The organism is Providencia sp. PROV024 (assembly GCF_032709665.1).
GTDB lineage: Bacteria > Pseudomonadota > Gammaproteobacteria > Enterobacterales > Enterobacteriaceae > Providencia > Providencia huashanensis.
The window spans coordinates 3557385-3576234 of sequence record NZ_CP120545.1 but is presented as its reverse complement, the minus strand read 5'-3'; the positions used below and the strand labels follow the sequence as shown (position 1 = coordinate 3576234).

At 39.9% G+C, this 18850-nt stretch carries 18 protein-coding genes and 1 rRNA gene; 12 read left to right on the top strand and 7 right to left on the bottom strand.

Annotated features, from left to right (window positions below):
• The 3 genes from accA to tilS all read left to right on the top strand — a co-directional run bounded on the left by accA (nt 1) and on the right by tilS (nt 3353).
• Nucleotides 1–960 carry an acetyl-CoA carboxylase carboxyl transferase subunit alpha gene (gene accA, locus P3L56_RS16500; RefSeq protein ID WP_042848972.1) on the top strand — a complete coding sequence of 320 codons (960 nt, stop codon included), beginning with the start codon at nt 1–3 and terminating at the stop codon, nt 958–960.
• Between the two features lie 139 nt (nt 961–1099).
• Nucleotides 1100–1990, top strand: a complete 891-nt coding sequence (locus P3L56_RS16495) for a DMT family transporter (protein ID WP_198860893.1) — start codon at nt 1100–1102, stop codon at nt 1988–1990.
• A gap of 13 nt (nt 1991–2003) precedes the next feature.
• Nucleotides 2004–3353 (top strand): tRNA lysidine(34) synthetase TilS, encoded by a 1350-nt coding sequence (gene tilS, locus P3L56_RS16490; RefSeq protein WP_410480074.1) that lies wholly within the window; start codon nt 2004–2006, stop codon nt 3351–3353.
• Nucleotides 3354–3416: 63 nt separating this feature from the next.
• Here tilS and rof read toward each other — a convergent pair whose 3' ends face one another.
• Nucleotides 3417–3680: a Rho-binding antiterminator gene (gene rof / locus P3L56_RS16485; protein ID WP_042848970.1), complete on the bottom strand. Its 264-nt coding sequence runs from the start codon at nt 3678–3680 to the stop codon at nt 3417–3419.
• Between the two features lie 271 nt (nt 3681–3951).
• On the opposite strand from rof, the gene nlpE reads away from it, so the two are divergent.
• From nlpE to chbG, 7 genes are all read left to right on the top strand, one after another.
• Nucleotides 3952–4608, top strand: coding sequence for an envelope stress response activation lipoprotein NlpE (nlpE, locus tag P3L56_RS16480; RefSeq protein WP_048606323.1), 657 nt, complete (start codon nt 3952–3954; stop codon nt 4606–4608).
• A 375-nt stretch (nt 4609–4983) separates the two neighbouring features.
• Nucleotides 4984–5304, top strand: a complete 321-nt coding sequence (locus P3L56_RS16475) for a PTS sugar transporter subunit IIB (protein WP_272686212.1) — start codon at nt 4984–4986, stop codon at nt 5302–5304.
• A gap of 113 nt (nt 5305–5417) precedes the next feature.
• Complete coding sequence (chbC, locus tag P3L56_RS16470) at nt 5418–6776, top strand: PTS N,N'-diacetylchitobiose transporter subunit IIC (protein ID WP_272686213.1); 1359 nt, start codon at nt 5418–5420, stop codon at nt 6774–6776.
• A 44-nt stretch (nt 6777–6820) separates the two neighbouring features.
• Nucleotides 6821–7165, top strand: coding sequence for a PTS N,N'-diacetylchitobiose transporter subunit IIA (chbA, locus tag P3L56_RS16465; protein WP_048606324.1), 345 nt, complete (start codon nt 6821–6823; stop codon nt 7163–7165).
• Between the two features lie 10 nt (nt 7166–7175).
• Nucleotides 7176–8042 (top strand): transcriptional regulator ChbR, encoded by an 867-nt coding sequence (gene chbR / locus P3L56_RS16460; protein ID WP_080750946.1) that lies wholly within the window; start codon nt 7176–7178, stop codon nt 8040–8042.
• A 108-nt stretch (nt 8043–8150) separates the two neighbouring features.
• A complete protein-coding gene (locus tag P3L56_RS16455; protein WP_198861462.1) occupies nt 8151–9506 on the top strand; it encodes a 6-phospho-beta-glucosidase in 1356 nt (451 codons plus the stop codon).
• 31 nt (nt 9507–9537) lie between these two features.
• On the top strand, nt 9538–10293 hold the full coding sequence (gene chbG, locus P3L56_RS16450) for a chitin disaccharide deacetylase (RefSeq protein ID WP_048606326.1): 756 nt from the start codon (nt 9538–9540) through the stop codon (nt 10291–10293).
• Nucleotides 10294–10347: 54 nt separating this feature from the next.
• On the opposite strand, the gene proS is transcribed toward chbG, so the two are convergent.
• The 6 genes from proS to metN all read right to left on the bottom strand — a co-directional run bounded on the left by proS (nt 10348) and on the right by metN (nt 15992).
• Nucleotides 10348–12078, bottom strand: coding sequence for a proline--tRNA ligase (proS, locus tag P3L56_RS16445; protein WP_048606330.1), 1731 nt, complete (start codon nt 12076–12078; stop codon nt 10348–10350).
• Nucleotides 12079–12177: 99 nt separating this feature from the next.
• Complete coding sequence (tsaA, locus tag P3L56_RS16440) at nt 12178–12897, bottom strand: tRNA (N6-threonylcarbamoyladenosine(37)-N6)-methyltransferase TrmO (RefSeq protein ID WP_042848962.1); 720 nt, start codon at nt 12895–12897, stop codon at nt 12178–12180.
• Nucleotides 12898–12904: 7 nt separating this feature from the next.
• The gene (gene rcsF / locus P3L56_RS16435) at nt 12905–13306 is read right to left on the bottom strand and encodes an Rcs stress response system protein RcsF (RefSeq protein WP_198860892.1); all 402 of its coding nucleotides are present in this window, start codon (nt 13304–13306) and stop codon (nt 12905–12907) included.
• Nucleotides 13307–13433: 127 nt separating this feature from the next.
• Nucleotides 13434–14255: a MetQ/NlpA family lipoprotein gene (locus tag P3L56_RS16430; protein ID WP_048606331.1), complete on the bottom strand. Its 822-nt coding sequence runs from the start codon at nt 14253–14255 to the stop codon at nt 13434–13436.
• 59 nt (nt 14256–14314) lie between these two features.
• A complete protein-coding gene (gene metI / locus P3L56_RS16425) occupies nt 14315–14968 on the bottom strand; it encodes a methionine ABC transporter permease MetI (RefSeq protein ID WP_042848959.1) in 654 nt (217 codons plus the stop codon).
• Nucleotides 14961–15992, bottom strand: coding sequence for a methionine ABC transporter ATP-binding protein MetN (gene metN / locus P3L56_RS16420; RefSeq protein WP_042848958.1), 1032 nt, complete (start codon nt 15990–15992; stop codon nt 14961–14963). Before metN ends, metI begins: the two co-directional genes overlap by 8 nt.
• A gap of 171 nt (nt 15993–16163) precedes the next feature.
• Here metN and gmhB point away from each other — a divergent pair, with 171 nt between their 5' ends.
• Nucleotides 16164–16730 carry a D-glycero-beta-D-manno-heptose 1,7-bisphosphate 7-phosphatase gene (gene gmhB, locus P3L56_RS16415; protein WP_198860891.1) on the top strand — a complete coding sequence of 189 codons (567 nt, stop codon included), beginning with the start codon at nt 16164–16166 and terminating at the stop codon, nt 16728–16730.
• 529 nt (nt 16731–17259) lie between these two features.
• Nucleotides 17260–18799: ribosomal RNA gene (locus P3L56_RS16410) — 16S ribosomal RNA — on the top strand.
• Nucleotides 18800–18850 lie beyond the last annotated feature (51 nt).

Sequence of the window (18850 nt, the reverse complement as noted above, 5' to 3'; positions counted from 1 at the left end):
ATGAGTCTGGATTTTCTTGATTTTGAACAGCCAATTGCGGAATTAGAGGCGAAAATTGATTCTCTAACAGCGGTTAGCCGTCAAGATAACAACTTAGAAGTCAACCTAGATGAAGAGGTTGCTCGTTTACGTGAAAAGAGTGTTGAACTGACACGTAAAATTTTCTCTGATCTGGGTGCTTGGCAAATTGCTAAACTTGCTCGTCATCCACGTCGTCCTTATACTTTGGATTATATCCCGCGCATTTTTACCGATTTCCAAGAATTAGCGGGCGACCGTGCCTATGCGGATGATAAAGCTATTGTGGGCGGAATGGCACGTTTAGATGGTCGTCCAGTGATGATTATTGGTCACCAAAAAGGGCGTGAAACAAAAGAAAAAATCCGTCGTAATTTTGGTATGCCAGCTCCTGAAGGTTATCGCAAGGCTTTGCGTTTGATGGAATTGGCTGAACGCTTTAATCTACCGATTATTACATTCATTGATACTCCAGGCGCATACCCTGGTGTTGGTGCTGAAGAGCGCGGTCAATCAGAAGCTATTGCTCGTAACTTACGTGAGATGTCACGCCTCTCCGTTCCGGTTATTTGTACCGTTATTGGTGAAGGTGGTTCAGGTGGGGCACTGGCAATCGGTGTTGGCGATAAAGTCAACATGTTGCAATACAGTACTTATTCTGTTATTTCGCCGGAAGGCTGCGCATCCATTCTGTGGAAAAGCGCTGATAAAGCCCCATTAGCGGCTGAGGCGATGGGGATCACCGCACCTCGTCTGAAAGAATTGAAACTAATTGATAATGTTGTGGCTGAACCTTTAGGTGGTGCTCATCGTAATTATGATGAGATTGCAGAGCATTTAAAAGCTCGCCTCACTGAAGACCTTAACGAATTAGAGTTATTAGACGCGGAAGCGTTGAAAAACCGTCGTTACCAACGTTTAATGGAATACGGTTACTGCTAATTGCGAGTCGTTAATTAGTTAAAAAAACGGGAGTTTGCTTTTGCTTGCTCCCGTTTTTTATTTTCTAATATAACCGATAAGTTAAGGTCTAAATTGCCATTCGGTTATCTGCTAAGAAGAACAATAGATAGGAACTAAAGTGAGACAATATAATTACCTAATGTACGCTTTGGCTTGTGTATTGATATGGAGCTTTATTCCTATTGTTTCCCGTTTAGGGCAAGCTGGAATGGATAGTTTTCAGTTTCTATTTTGGTCTAATTTGATATCAGCAATATCTGTCGTGATTGTTGCTTTAGGTTCTGGCTATAAAGTGAGTAAGCTGTTTATTTTACCTAGAAACACGATAAAAAAAGTGTTTATTCTTGGTTTTTTGGATTGTTTGTTCTACTTACTATTGTATTACGGTTATTCCATCGAAAATGGAATTGCAGTCTTAGTTATTCAGTACAGTTGGCCATTAATTATTATTTTGCTGTCAGTGGTATTATTAAAGGATAAGTTAGCGGGTAGGCAAATAGTTGGCATTATTATTGGGTTTATTGCCGTGATAATTACCTTTACCAAGGGGCAAATTACTCAGCTGCATGTAGAAAACCCAACGGCGCTATTATTAGTCTTTAGTGGTGCTTTTTGTTTTGCGCTAATGTCCGTTTTTTCTCGGCAATATTCGATCGACCCTTATATCAGTACAGTATGGCTATTTATCTTCTCCACACTGACCTCGCTTGTGCTACTGCTACTGTTTAGCGAAGTACAGTTACCCTCAAAAGCTGCTTTTTGGCCAACACTGATTAATGGTATTTTAATCAACGGCGTTTCGTATATTCTATGGTTTAAAGCAATGAATACGGGCCATTCGGCAAAAATCGCCTCTGTCGTGTTTTTGTCCCCTGTACTATCGGTGCTGTGGTTGGTATTAATTTTAAGTGATCCGTTTGAAATCGCCTATATCATAGGGGTGTTGCTTGTGGTCATTTCAGGTGTTTTATGTGTTGGTATAAAAGGGAAAGTCAGAAATCGTGAATAAGGGTAGGCTAATAGTGCAGCAATCAAATATCATCATTGAGCGTATTTTAAATAAAATACAGGGTTTTGAGCAGCTATTGGTGGGCTTTAGTGGCGGCATTGACTCAACGGTGTTATTGCATGCCCTTTTTCAAATTCGGCAAACTCACCTTCCTACATTGAGTATCCGCGCAATACATATTCATCATGGGCTAAACCATAAAGCGGATGCGTGGGAACAACATTGTGCTCAGTTATGCTCACAGTGGGATATCCCTTTTATTTGCCGACATGTGACGGTTGACCCCAGCCAAAAAGGGGTTGAAGCAGCCGCACGCGATGCGCGGTATCAAGCTTACCGTGAAGAGTTAATGGCAAATGAAATCCTAGTGACGGCACAGCATCTTGATGACCAAGCAGAAACATTTATGTTGGCGCTTAAGAGAGGCAGTGGCCCCGCAGGGTTATCATCTATGCCTGAATCGTTACCATTTCTTGCTTTGAGTGGGGCTACGTGGCTATTGCGCCCGTTACTTTCAACGCCACGTGTTGAGTTAGAAACTTACATGCAGGAAAACCAACTTGCGTGGGTTGAGGACGATAGTAACCAAGATGATCGCTATGATAGGAATTTTCTTCGTCTACATATCATGCCTGCATTAACAGAACGTTGGCCGCACTTTCCGCATGCTGTTGCTCGCAGCGCAGCTTTATGTGCTGAACAAGAAACGTTACTTGATGAATTATTGAAGGAAACGCTAGAAGGCATGATGGATTATCGAGGTGGGCTATTTATTGATGACCTACAAGATTGTTCATTATCAAAGCGTAATGCATTAATCCGCCGTTGGATAGGTTTGCATCAACTCCCGATGCCACCTTTTAACCAATTAGAACGAATTTGGCAAGAAGTTGCTTTAGCTCGACAAGATGCCGACCCAATTTGCCGATTAGGCCAATTTGAAGTTCGTCGGTACCAAGGGGCATTATGGGTTATTAAGCGTATTAATAGTTTAGCGAACAAGCAGTTTCAATGGCATTATCCAAAACCATTTGAATTGCCAGAATCTCTTGGTGTACTTCATGTTATGGCTGGGCAAGGGCAAATACGCCCTCCGTTGCCTCATGAAACAGCAACTATTCGCTTTGGGTTGCAAGGCACATTGAATATCGTGGGTCGCCATCGTTCAAGAAGTAGCAAAAAGCTATGGCAAGAACTGGGGATTGCTCCGTGGATGCGTGAGCGAGTGCCTCTAGTTTATTATAATGACCAGCTTATCACGGCTGTAGGTTGTTTTATTACGCCTGAAGGGCTGGCTGATGAGACACAATTAGGGATAGCGATTGATTGGCAGCAAGGCAGTGTATTTAAGGCGCTGTTATAAAGAGAAACCCCTTATGACTGTGATTATCATAAGGGGGGATAGAAGGACTCAATAATGTGAGTATTAGTGAGAGTGGTCGACAACAATTGTGCCGATTTCTGGATGACTGAAGGAGTTTATGCAATCCAGTCGTAGTTCCTTGGTTCCTTCATGCGTTTCAACAATCAGGTACTCGACTTTTTTTCGCAGGAGCAAATCACTGGCCTGCCCTTCAATATTCTCGCCGTCATTAAGTTTTATCTGTAACTTTAATTGACGTTGGCATGCAATTTCTAGATATTCGTAATCATCACAATTGATAGGTTGATATTCAGTATCTGTAGACATATTCCCTCACCACTGTGTTAGTGGCGGTTATTGCCGCCTTGAACATGTTGTATCAAGCAAAAAAGCGCTTGCTACGATAATAGCACAGTAAATTTAATAACTATAATCGTAGCTAGAGGAAAAAGACAATTCTTATTCATTAAATTAATTCATAACGTATTTTATCAGTAATGTCCGAATTTTCTTATCCCTGCCGTTTTTTTAAGTTTTGAAATGTTATGATTGAGAAATCGGTTAACGAATAAAAATGTATGATTTTAAGGGTATTATAATGAAAAAATCACTAATGTTAGTATTAATGGCTGTTGGGGCTGTCACGTTAGCTGGCTGTCAGACAGTTGCAAAAAATACAGAATCATCACCAGTAGATAATGTTTACACAGGTGTACTACCTTGTGCAGACTGTTCTGGTATTGAAGCAACCTTATTAGTTAACCAAGATGGCAGCTATGTTGAGCAATTGATCTATTTAGGAACAAAGGATGGCGATAGTGCTTTCCATGATTCAGGTAAATGGGCTATTGAAGATAACAAATTACGCACAACTAACCCAAAAGGTGAGAATACTTATTTCTCTCAAGCTGCGGATGGGAAGTCGGTTACTTTACTTGATTTAGAAGGTAATCCGATTGAATCGCAAATGAATTATACGTTAGAGAAAGTTAAGCCAAGCAAAAAAATAGGTCAGTACCGTTATATGGCGGACGCTGCTGTGTTCACTGAATGTGAAAGTGGGCGCCAATATTCAGCATCAGGTATTGAATTAGAAAAAGCATATAGTGAAACAGGTGTTGATGGTGGAACACCGGTGTATGTTGAGTTAGAAGGTTATTATACTGTTCGTCCATCAATGGAAGATGGTCAATTTGATCCTGCATTAGTTCCTACAGGTAACATCAATTTCGATAAATCTGCTTCTTGTAACTAATCTTAGTACATCCATTTCTATTAAAGGCTCAATAGTTATATTGAGCCTTTTTCTTTTATTAACTATCTAAAATATCAGCCAAAATCCCTTCGATTTATCAATATATTCACCAGCCTTTGCTTTTTTGATATCAATATAACTTTTTTATTAACGCAAAATATTTGTATAAATGTGAGGGGGGTCATAACGATTGGTCAATGAGAGACAATTCTTGATGACATTGAAATATCGAAAACTAGGGGAAGTACGTATACTTCATTCAACTAGAAAGAATTTTTATTTTTAGTTTGTAGTGTTAGTAAATGCTGTAAGTCTGCAAAAAAACTTATAAATTACAGCGGTAATTAAAAGATAGAACGAATCTAAGGATAAGGAATGAAGAAAAAAAATATCTATTTATTTTGTTCTGCGGGGATGTCTACCTCACTGCTAGTTAACAAAATGAGGCAACAGGCAGAGAAATATGATGTACCAGTCAACATTGAAGCTTTCCCTGAAAGCTTAGCAGCAGAAAAAGTTGTCGATGCTGATTTGGTATTACTTGGGCCGCAAATTGCTTGGATGCAATCTGATATTCAAAAATTATTGCCGAACAAACCCGTTGAGGTGATTGACTCACTTTTGTACGGCAAGGTTGATGGATTAGGAGTGTTAAAAGCGGCCGTGGCAATCATTAAAAACCAAACAGCAGGTTAATATTAGAGCGCTACTAACTACCTCTATTACATAATAACTCCATCGATATTGGTGCTAATACGATCTTTAGCTAATTAAGAATGGAGCATACTCAAAAAATTGAGGGTATTTTTATGAGTCTTGTTATCACTTCGCTTGAAAAGGTACTCCTTCCATTCGCGGTTCGATTGGGAAAGCAGCCTCATGTTAATGCAATAAAGAATGGTTTTATTAGAATAATGCCTCTAACACTCGTTGGGGCTATGTTTGTACTAATTAATAATGTTTTTCTTAGTTTTGATACAGGGTCGTTTTTTTATTCTTTAGGTGTTCGATTAGAACCTTCAACAATCGAAACATTAAACGGTTTTAAAGTGATAGGGGGAAATGTTTATAATGGGACACTAGGTATTATGTCTCTAATGGCCCCTTTCTTTATTGCCATGGCATTAGCAGAAGAACGCAAAGTTGACCCGCTAGCCGCAGGGTTACTTGCTATAGCTTCTTTTATGACAGTAACACCTTATGATGTAAATGGTGCCTATGCCGTTGGGGCGAATTGGTTGGGTGGAGCAAATATCATTTCAGGGATTATTTTAGGATTAGTCGTCGCTGAAATGTTCACTTTTATTGTCCGCCGTAATTGGGTTATCAAATTACCAGATAGCGTTCCGCCATCAGTTTCACGTTCGTTTTCTGCACTTATTCCTGGTTTTATTATCTTATCTATTATGGGAATAGTGTCATGGGCGCTAACGGGGATTAGCACTAATTTTCATCAAATTATCATGGATAGTGTTTCAACGCCTTTAGCATCGATGGGAAATGTGGTTGGATGGGCTTATGTGGTCTTTACGTCGCTGCTGTGGTTTTTTGGTATCCATGGTTCATTAGCATTAACGGCGTTAGATAGCGGTATTATGACGCCTTGGGCATTAGAAAACGTTTCTTTATATGCAGAGTATGGCTCAGTTGACGCAGCAATTGCAGCTGGTAAATCCTTCCATATGTGGGTGAAGCCTATGCTTGACTCCTATGTGTTTTTAGGTGGAACAGGGGCGACATTAGGTCTGATTATTGCAATTTTTATTGCTTCACGTCGTGCTGATCATCGCCAAGTTGCTAAGTTAGCTTTACCTGCAGGTATCTTCCAAATTAATGAGCCTATTATTTTTGGTTTACCGATCATTATGAATCCTGTGATGTTTATCCCCTTTATTTTGATTCAGCCATTATTGGCAGGAATAATGGTGGCAGCATATTCTTTAGGGATCATCCCACCGGTAACAAATATTGCTCCGTGGACGATGCCAACAGGTTTGGCTGCTTTCTTTAACACTAATGGAAGTATTGCTGCCTTATTACTTGCCTTATTCAACCTTGGTGTTGCTGTTCTTGTTTATCTACCGTTTGTGGTCATTTCGAATAAAGCCCAAAACACGATAGATGAAGAAGAAAGTGAAGAAGATATTGCGAATGCACTGAAGTTTTAAAATATGGAGGAGCTTGCTCCTCCCATTTAAGTCGAGATAAAAATATGTTTGAACTTGATGATATCCAAGAAGACGCAAGCAATGAACTAGAAGAAGTTGTCATGGGGTTAATTATTAATGCGGGGCAAGCTCGAAGTTTAGCCTACACCGCGCTGAAAAAAGCCAAAGCGGGTGATTTCGTGACAGCGAAAAATTTAATGGAGCAGTCTCATTCTTCATTAAATGAAGCTCATAAAGTACAAACTCAATTGATTGAAAGTGATATGGGAGAAGGGAGAATCAAAGTGAGTTTAGTTCTTGTTCATGCTCAAGATCACTTAATGAATGCTATGTTAGCCCGTGAATTAATTACAGAATTAATTGAGTTACATGAAAAAATAAATCATTAGAGAGAGGCTCATGATGCAGACACTGATGAATAGAACCGACACTAATGCTGAGATTAAACTGGTTCAAGAAAGTGAACTTTTTAATAATAAAACCTTTCATGTCTTTATTTATAATAAAGTTGAGAGTGCAAGTGGACTGCATCAACACGATTATTATGAATATATGATTGTTCTAACTGGTCGTTGTTATCAAATTATAAATGGAAAAAAAGTTTTATTAGAGCGTGGGGATTTTGTATTTCTACCAATTGGCTCCTACCATGAAAGTGCTTATGACTTTGGTCCTACACGAATATTAAATGTCGGAATTAGCAAAGCATTTTTCGATAAGCATTATCTGCCATTATTACCAAATTGCTTTGTTGCATCACAAAGCTACCAATTAAAAAATGAATTTATGGCTTATATCGAATCGGTAATCGCATCATTGAACTTCCGCGATAGCGAATTTAATGAATTTATTGAATTAGTTACATTTAACGTAGTTAATCGGTTACGCCATTTTCGTGAGAAAAGTATGCGGGATGATGCCCCCCAATGGTTAAAAAGTACATTGGAAGAAATGCATGATATCGCGATGTTTAGTGAAAGTGCGTTGCAAAATATGATAACAATTACTGGCAAATCACAAGAGTATTTAACTCGCGCAACAAAACGATATTATGGCAAAACGCCGATGCAAATTATTAATGATATAAGAATTAATTTTGCTAAAAAACAGCTTGAAATAACTAATTATTCAATTACTGATATTGCATTTGAATCAGGGTATAGTAGCCCCAGTTTATTTGTGAAAAAATTTAAAGAGTTAACATCATTAACACCAAGTGATTATAGAAAAAATCTATTTAGTGTTGAGCAAAAAATGGTGGGTTAATTTTTTATTTAAGTTAATTTTTCTTTTAAGAAAACTCAAGCATAACCATCTTTTGATAAAGATGGTGTGCTTTTCTATATTCATTTTATAAGGTTCAATGAGGTTAATATGACTCAGAAATTAAAAGTTGTCACTATTGGCGGTGGTAGTAGCTATACACCTGAATTGTTAGAAGGTTTTATTAAGCGGTATCACGAATTACCTATTACGGAATTATGGTTAGTTGATGTTGAAGAAGGGAAAGAAAAGTTAGATATTATTTTTAACTTATGTGAGCGTATGGTTAAACATGCAGGAGTCCCTTTAAAATTATATAAAACATTAGATCGAAGAGAAGCATTAATAGATGCTGATTTTGTTACGACTCAATTAAGGGTTGGTCAATTAAAAGCGCGTGAGCTGGATGAGTCAATTCCGTTAAAACATGGTTATTTAGGGCAAGAAACTAACGGTGCTGGTGGGTTATTTAAAGGGTTACGTACCATTCCTGTTATTTTCGATATTATTAAAGATGTTGAAGAGATTTGCCCAAATGCATGGGTGATTAATTTTACCAACCCAGCAGGTATGGTGACAGAAGCAGTATATCGTCATACTGATTTTAAACGCTTCATTGGTGTCTGTAATATTCCAATCGGTATGAAAATGTTTATTACAGATGTTTTGCAACTATCTGAAAAAGATGCGTTATCAATAGATCTATTTGGTTTAAACCATATGGTTTTTATCAAAGATGTTATTGTAAATGGTGTATCACGCTTTGATGAACTATTAGAAGGAATTGCTGCAGGGACATTAAGCGCAAATTCAGTAAAAAACATTACTGACCTAGCCTTTGAAGAAGGGTTAATTAGAGGCTTAAATCTAATCCCTTGCTCGTATTTATTATACTATTTTAAACCTAAAGAAATGTTAGCAATAGAGCTTGGCGAATATTATAAAGGTGGGGCTCGAGCACAAATTGTGCAAAAAGTTGAGCATCAACTTTTCGAACTTTATAAAAACCCATCCCTCGATGTTAAACCTAAGGAATTAGAACTGCGGGGGGGAGCATATTATTCGGATGCTGCCTGTGAAGTGATAAATGCAATCTACAATGATAAAAAGACAGAGCACTATGTAAATATCCCACACCATGGCCATATTGATAATATTCCAAGCGATTGGACTGTAGAAATGACCTGTATACTTGGACGTGATGGTGCTATGCCTCATCCAAGAATTACGCATTTCGATGATAAGGTACTAGGGTTAATTTATACATTGAAAAACTTTGAAATAGCAACAAGTAGAGCTGCAACCAATGGTGATTTTAATGATGTCTTATTGGCTATGAATCTAAATCCATTAATTCACTCTGATAAAGATGCTCGTTTAATTTCAAAAGAATTGTTAATTGCTCATAAAAAATACCTGCCTAACTTTGATGAAGTGATAAAAAAATTAGAGCAGGAAAGTAAATAGGGCGATTATATACAGGGTTAAGGGAAATACTATGTCTTCATTACTTATTGTTAATGCTGATGATTTTGGATTATGTCGCGCTGTAAACTATGGGATCATTGAATCCCATCGAAATGGAGTTGTTCATTCAACTACGGCTATGATGAATATGCCTGCGATATCGGATGCCGCAAAATTAAGTCATGATTACCCTAATTTAGCGGTAGGTATGCATTTTGTTTTGACCGCGGGCAAACCTTTTTCATCGATGCCATCTTTGTGTCGTGATGGTTTGCTTGGTAAATGGTTGTGGGATATAGACACAAATGAATTGCCATTAAATGAAATTGAAGAAGAGCTAAATCAGCAATACCAGAAATTTATTGAGGTTTTCGGTCGAAAGCCTAGTCACATAGATAGCCATCACCATGTGCATATGATAGAAGGGGTCTTTCCTATCATTGTTAACTTTGCACAGGAAAAAGGTATTGCATTGCGAGTTGATCGTCAATTAGAAAAAAATTGGCCGCCTTTGTCATATCAAGTTGCTAGCACTGATTCTTTTAGTAGTGAGTTTTATGGTGATAAAATTAGTGAGTCATTATTTTTGCAGATTTTAGACGAAGCGAAACTACATGGAAATCGCTCCATTGAGATAATGAGTCATCCTGCATTTATTGATAATGCTTTATTAAAAAGCAATTATGCCTATCCACGGTTGAATGAATTAGAAGTGCTGACCTCAGAGAATTTAAAGATGCGGATCTTAGAGCGTGGCTTTAAAATTGGTTCATATCGAGATATTTAAAAAAAGCCCCCTATAGTTGGAGAACCAATGGCTGGGGGCTTTTTATTGTTTTGGTTATTTAACTAAACGAGCTGCTAACTTTTCTTTTAAGAAGCTAACCACATTGTCTAGACCAACCAAGTCTTTGTCATCACTGCGACGAGATTTGTATTCAACTTGGTTATTGTCTAAATTACGATCACCAATAACAATGGTGTATGGCACACCAATTAATTCCATATCGGCAAACATCACACCAGGGCGCTCTTTACGGTCATCAAAAATAACATCAATACCGTTGGCTTTTAAATCAGCATACAGTTTTTCTGCAACTTCTTTAACGCGGTAAGATTTATGCATATTCATTGGCAAAATTGCAACTTGGAATGGTGCAATCGCATCCGGCCAAATGATCCCACGCTCATCGTGGCTTTGTTCAATAGCTGCTGCAACGATACGAGTTACACCAATACCATAACAACCCATTGTCACGATTTGATTATGGCCTTCTTCATTTTGGACAGAAGCTTTCATCGCTTCAGAGTATTTAGTCCCTAATTGGAAAATATGACCGACCTCGATACCACGTTTAATTTGTAGCACCCCTTTACCATCTGGGCTTGGGTCACCATTAACGACATTACGCAGATCAAAAGTGTCAGGAGTCGGTAGATCACGTTCCCAGTTAATACCAAAATAGTGTTTACCATCAATATTCGCACCCGCGCCAAAGTCGCTCATTATTGCAACACTACGGTCGATAACGATAGGTAATGGCATATTAACAGGGCCTAAAGAACCCGGACCTGCATTTACCGCATTTCTAATTTCTTCTTCAGAAGCAAACTCTAGTGGGCTCGCAACTAAAGGGTGTTTTTCCGCTTTAATTTCATTAAGCTCATGATCACCACGGATTAACAACGCGACCAATGTATGACCAGAATCTTTTTTGGCGTGAACAATTAATGTTTTAACTGTCTTTTCAATAGGTAAATGGAATTGTTCGACCAACTCAGCAATAGTTTTTGCATTTGGAGTATCGACTAAACGCATTTCTTCTGTTGCTGCTCCACGTGGTGCCGTAGGTGCAACTGCTTCAGCAAATTCAATGTTTGCAGCAAAATCAGATTCCGTTGAGAAAACAACGTCGTCTTCACCACTTTTCGCAAGTACTTGGAATTCGTGAGAAGCGCTACCACCAATTGAGCCGGTATCCGCTTGGACTGCACGGAAGTCAAAGCCAATGCGAGTGAAAATTTTGCTATACGCTTCGTACATCGCATCGTAAGTTTCTTGTAACGATTCTTGATTGATGTGGAACGAATATGCATCTTTCATGATAAATTCACGTGAACGCATGACACCAAAGCGTGGGCGAACTTCGTCACGGAATTTAGTTTGAATTTGGAATAAATTCAAAGGCAGTTGTTTATAAGAGGTGATTTCATTACGTATTAAATCAGTAATGACTTCTTCATGAGTTGGGCCTAGAACGAAAGGCCGTTCACCACGGTCAACAAAACGTAGCAATTCAGGACCATACTGTTCCCAACGCCCACTTTCTTGCCATAAATCTGCCGGTTGAACTACGGGTAAAGATACCTCGATAGCACCTGCATTTTCCATTTCTTCACGAACAATGGTTTCTACTTTTCGTAGTACACGCACGCCAGTGGGTAACCAGTCATACAGACCAGAAGCAAGTTTACGGATCATTCCTGCACGCAGCATCAGCTGATGGCTGATAACTTCTGCATCCGCAGGGGTCTCTTTTAGAGTTGAGAGCAGATATTTGCTAGTACGCATTGTATAGGTTCCATTAGAACAACAAATTATGATAAGTCGTTTGCTTACCAAGGTATATAGAGAGCTAGTCTACCAGTGACTGACATTTGCCAAAAGGGGTTAACGCGTTTTTTCATACGGTTCAATAGCGAATACTTCAGTCACACCACGAATTACTCGCCAGCGAATATTAAAATCTAATAAATGGACAGCGTAGTCACGAATTTCAGTAGATTGTTTTTTATAAGCAGGACGAGGGTCTTGCATTAGTACTTGTTCAATAAATTGCTTCAATTTAGGGTATTGTCTTTGATAGAGATTTAATTCCTGTTGGGCTTGTACAGTAAATATAACCTGCATATCGTCTGTAGGCGCCTCTTGTGCGTATCCTGCAATGGCTTCTGGTAACGCTTCAGCGAAGGGCAAATAAGGCTTAATATCAATCACTGGCGTACCATCAAGTAAATCAAGGCTACCTAGGTCAAGGATAACTTGATTATCTTTTTCCGTTATCCCTTTTAATTCAACAAGTGACATACCGATAGGGTTTGGTCTAAAAGTTGAACGCGTCGCAAAAACCCCCATTTTCTGGTTACCACCAAGGCGCGGCGGACGAACTAAAGGCTTCCAACCGCCTTCCATCGTTTGATGAAAAATAAATAAAACCCAAATATGGCTAAATTGCTTGAGCCCTCGAACAGTGTTTGGGTCATTATAAGGCGGGTGTAAATGTAGGCGTCCTACACCGCCTAGAACGAGTCCAGGCTGGCGCGGGATGGCAAACTTTTCTTTATAAGGTGATTCAATATGGCCAATAACATTAAATTGAAAAGATTGCATTGATTTATTATTCAACAATTTGTAATGCACTGCCTTCACAAATGGTTGCCTGATAACAGCCCGGTGAGGTCATTGTTTGGCATTGATGTAAAAGCACTGCATCGGCGGCAATATAAGCAGCTTGGGTTAACATGCTGTTTTTTGCTGTGTTTAGATTTGCCGGAGGGCTTTGAACACTTTCACGGCAAGATTCCCCAGAAACAACACCTAAGTCTTTGAAAGGCATGCCTAACAGCTCTTCAGGGCTATTCATTAATTTGACATTTGCGGTGTCTGGTTCTGTGACACGAGGTACAGGTTTAGACAATTTCATACTAGTGAAACCTTTGTTTTGCCCTGGACTTGTGTATTGGTTAATTCCACACCCGACTAGCGTAAAAGCCACCAAGGTGAGCAATAACAGTCTCATAAGTTATACCTTTCTTATATGGTTACTAAAATTAAGTTGCTATGTTTTGTAGTCTATAAATTGCAAAAAATACTAGATGGCATTACGCCACCTAGTATTTTAATCGTTTTTTTAATAATAAAAAAGATTACCAGCCTTTAACTGCACCACCATCAAAGACTTCATTAGCTTTGTTAGATACTTCATCCGATTGATATGCTTGGATAAATTTCTTCACATTTTCGCTATCTTTATTATCTTCACGGGCAACAATAACATTCACATATGGAGAATCTTTGTCTTCAACGAATAAACCATCTTTTGCTGGTGTTAATTTTGGTGTTGCGCTACTTGCCCAAGTGGTATTGATAATGGCTAGAGCAATTTTTTGGTCATCCAAAGCTCGTGGTAATTGAGGTGCTTCTAATTCAACAAATTTCAGGTTTTTTGGGTTCTCAACCACATCCAGAACAGTAGGCATTAAACCTGTGCCCTCTTTTAATTTGATCAAACCTTGCTGTTGTAACAATAGTAGAGAGCGGCCTAAGTTAGTCGGGTCATTAGGTAGCGCAATTTGTGAACCATCGGCTAATTCATCAACTGATTTAATTTTTTTAGAATAAGCTGCAATTGGGTAAATAAAAGTATTGCCCACAGGAACTAATTTATAGTTACGATCTTTAATTTGTTGATCAAGGTACGGTTTGTGTTGAAATGCGTTAGCATCAATATCGCCTTTGCTTAATGCTTCATTAGGTAAAACGAAGTCATTAAATGAAACTAATTCAACATTTAAGCCATACTTTTCTTTAGCAACTTTTTGTGCAACCTCAGCAACTTCTAACTCTTTGCCCATGATCACACCAACTTTAATGCTGTTGGCATCTTTTTCTTTCTCACCACAACCTGTGAGAACTAGAGTGCCTAATAGCGCGCCGACAACTGCGATAGATTTTAATTTAATAGACATTGATATACCCCTTTAAAACGGACTTTATAAGCACCCTAACGGCGCAGCTATTTTACTTACTATCGATGTGATACTTTTTTCATTAAGTATTCACCAGTGTATTGAATGATGAAAACTAAAATGATTAACAAAACAAGTACGGTATTCATCACTAATGGATTGTAGGTGTAATACCCATATTGCATTGCAATTTGCCCTAAACCACCAGAACCCACAGCACCGCCCATTGCTGAGTAGCCGACTAACATAATTAATGTGATAGTTGCTGCGTTGATAATCCCCGGTAATGATTCAGGTAACAATATTTTACGAATAATCTGTAGCGGTGTTGCCCCCATAGCCCTTGAAGCTTCAATCAAACCACTTGGTACTTCTAATAATGTATTTTCAACCATACGAGCAATAAAGGGAATTGCGCCAACTGTCAATGGAACAATAGCGCCTTCAATACCAATGGCCGAACCAACCAAGAATTTAGTGAATGGGCTAATCCATACTAATAGAATGATAAACGGGATTGAACGGAATACGTTCACTACCGCTGAAATTACACTATAAAGAGCTGTATTTTCCATCACTTGCCCACGGCGAGTGACATAAAGTAAAACACCTGTCGGTACACCTAATAAAAAACCGAGGATCGCTGATACGAAAGTCATAATGATAGTATCAATCGTTCCTGTTATAAGTAGTGAAATCATTCCCTCAGACATAACCCAAAACCTCTACTTTGACATGGTGTTCTTTTAAAAATGTAATTGTGGATTCTACTCCACCATTGATGCCATGTAGTTCAGCTAACATTACACCAAACTTAACGCCGCCTGCGTAGTCGATTTGGGAGCTCAATATATTAATATCTATATCGAACTTGCGTACAGCCATGGAAATTAAAGGAGCATCAACAGATTGCCCTGTAAATTCTAATTTCACTAATGGCGATAAATCACTGCCTGATTCAGCTTTTAAACGAGCTTTATAGTCATCTGGAATATCAATCACTAATGTTGACTGAATAAATGCTTGGGCAACCGGTGTTTTCGGATGAGAAAACACTTCACTGACTTTATCTTTCTCGATTAACTGACCACCGCTGATGACTGCAACTTGGTCACAGATGCGTTTTACCACATCCATTTCATGGGTAATTAATAAGATAGTTAATCCTAAACGACGATTAATATCCTTTAATAACTCAAGGATAGAGCGTGTTGTCGCAGGGTCTAATGCACTGGTCGCTTCATCACACAATAGAACTTTGGGGGAGTTTGCTAAGGCTCGCGCAATAGCAACGCGTTGTTTTTGCCCTCCAGAAAGATTAGCAGGATAACTATCTTTCTTGTCGGTTAAACCAACCAGTTCGAGTAATTCATTAACGCGCTCATTAATTTTTTCCTTAGGCGTATTATCAAGCTCTAAAGGAAGCGCCACATTATCAAAAACAGTACGTGAAGATAATAAGTTAAAATGTTGGAAAATCATGCCGATGCCACGGCGTGCTCTCGTCAACGTTTTTTCTGTCATTGCTGTTAAATCTTGCCCATCAACGACGACTTGGCCTGAAGTAGGGCGTTCGAGCATGTTTACGCAACGTATAAGTGTACTTTTACCTGCACCTGATGCGCCTATTACGCCATATATCTGACCAGCAGGAACATGCAAGCTAATGTCAGTCAGCGCTTGAATGTTACGGTTTCCTTGCTGGAAAACCTTATTAATATTTGAGAGCTTTATCATTTATATTTTCTAACTTTTATCTGAATTGTTTTTTTAGATAGTGTATCTAATATTGTTGGATGTTAAGGCGTCTAGACGTCTAAGTCAATAAAGATTGTTCTATTTATTCTATTCTCATTTCTTTTCTTTTCATGAGATACTAAAAAGATATTAAATTTGAGGAGCAAATCGGTGAGTAACGGGACCCCCGCAGTCTTTTTAGACAGAGATGGAACAATCAATATCGATCATGGCTATGTTCATAAAATCGATGACTTTGAATTTATCGAAGGCTCGATTGAAGCGATGTTAGAATTAAAAAAAATGGGTTATGCATTAGTCATTGTAACTAATCAATCTGGCATAGGCCGTGGTATTTATACCGAGGACCAGTTTATGCAGCTAACAGAGTGGATGGATTGGTCGTTAGCCGACCGCGGTGTTGACTTAGATGGTATCTATTTTTGTCCTCATCATATCGAAGCGGAAATTGAAGAGTATCGCCAAGACTGCAACTGCCGCAAACCAAAGCCAGGGATGTTACTAGATGCGCAATCATTCTTAAATATAGATATGGCTGCTTCTATTATGGTTGGCGACAAACTCGCGGATATACTAGCGGGAAAAGCGGCTAAAGTTGGTACCACTGTGTTAGTGAAAAGTGGTGAGCAGGTCACTGATGAGGTTATGGAGAATGCAGATATTGTCATTAATAGTATTGCTGAGTTACCAGAAGCCCTAAAAAGAATCAAAAAATAGTCGTTTTGAGTGATAAGTAAGCAGTCAGAAAAAAAATGCAAAAAAAGGGTTGCCAGATTTTTCTGACTCCCTATAATGCGCCACCACTGACCGGGAACAAGACAACGCAAAGCGCGATGAACACTGAAACGGCAGCGAGAGATTCTGAAAAGAAAAAGCAAAAAATTGCTTGACTCTCACAGAGGAAAACGTATTATACGGCTCCTCGCGACAACGACCTCGAAGTCGAAAATCAAACAGATTTAGTCGCAACGCTCTTTAACAATTTATCAGACAATCTGTGTGGGCACTCACAGGACACTATCAAAAAAATATTTGATTTTAAGTCTTGAAGAGTGACTAACACGTTAATTCATATATATGAAATAAGGTAGTAACGCTTATTTTGGAAGGATAACGCGAAGGCAAGCAGAGATAACCCGAGACAGTACTTAGGTACGGCGAGGGGAAGCGATGTGAAGCCGACAACGTTAGCCGAACAAAAAAACGTTACGGTCAGTAAGACATTCTTTGAGCATCAAGCTACTTTTAATTGAAGAGTTTGATCATGGCTCAGATTGAACGCTGGCGGCAGGCCTAACACATGCAAGTCGAGCGGTAACAGGGGAAGCTTGCTTCCCGCTGACGAGCGGCGGACGGGTGAGTAATGTATGGGGATCTGCCCGATAGAGGGGGATAACCACTGGAAACGGTGGCTAATACCGCATAATCTCTTAGGAGCAAAGCAGGGGAACTTCGGTCCTTGCGCTATCGGATGAACCCATATGGGATTAGCTAGTAGGTGGGGTAATGGCTCACCTAGGCGACGATCCCTAGCTGGTCTGAGAGGATGATCAGCCACACTGGGACTGAGACACGGCCCAGACTCCTACGGGAGGCAGCAGTGGGGAATATTGCACAATGGGCGCAAGCCTGATGCAGCCATGCCGCGTGTATGAAGAAGGCCTTAGGGTTGTAAAGTACTTTCAGTCGGGAGGAAGGCGTTGATGCTAATATCATCAACGATTGACGTTACCGACAGAAGAAGCACCGGCTAACTCCGTGCCAGCAGCCGCGGTAATACGGAGGGTGCAAGCGTTAATCGGAATTACTGGGCGTAAAGCGCACGCAGGCGGTTGATTAAGTTAGATGTGAAATCCCCGGGCTTAACCTGGGAATGGCATCTAAGACTGGTCAGCTAGAGTCTTGTAGAGGGGGGTAGAATTCCATGTGTAGCGGTGAAATGCGTAGAGATGTGGAGGAATACCGGTGGCGAAGGCGGCCCCCTGGACAAAGACTGACGCTCAGGTGCGAAAGCGTGGGGAGCAAACAGGATTAGATACCCTGGTAGTCCACGCTGTAAACGATGTCGATTTGAAGGTTGTTCCCTTGAGGAGTGGCTTTCGGAGCTAACGCGTTAAATCGACCGCCTGGGGAGTACGGCCGCAAGGTTAAAACTCAAATGAATTGACGGGGGCCCGCACAAGCGGTGGAGCATGTGGTTTAATTCGATGCAACGCGAAGAACCTTACCTACTCTTGACATCCAGAGAACTTAGCAGAGATGCTTTGGTGCCTTCGGGAACTCTGAGACAGGTGCTGCATGGCTGTCGTCAGCTCGTGTTGTGAAATGTTGGGTTAAGTCCCGCAACGAGCGCAACCCTTATCCTTTGTTGCCAGCGATTCGGTCGGGAACTCAAAGGAGACTGCCGGTGATAAACCGGAGGAAGGTGGGGATGACGTCAAGTCATCATGGCCCTTACGAGTAGGGCTACACACGTGCTACAATGGCGTATACAAAGAGAAGCAACCTCGCGAGAGCAAGCGGAACTCATAAAGTACGTCGTAGTCCGGATTGGAGTCTGCAACTCGACTCCATGAAGTCGGAATCGCTAGTAATCGTAGATCAGAATGCTACGGTGAATACGTTCCCGGGCCTTGTACACACCGCCCGTCACACCATGGGAGTGGGTTGCAAAAGAAGTAGGTAGCTTAACCTTCGGGAGGGCGCTTACCACTTTGTGATTCATGACTGGGGTGAAGTCGTAACAAGGTAACCGTAGGGGAACCTGCGGTTGGATCACCTCCTTACCATTGAAGTGTTTTTGTGAAGTGCTCACACAGATTGTCTGATGAAATAGA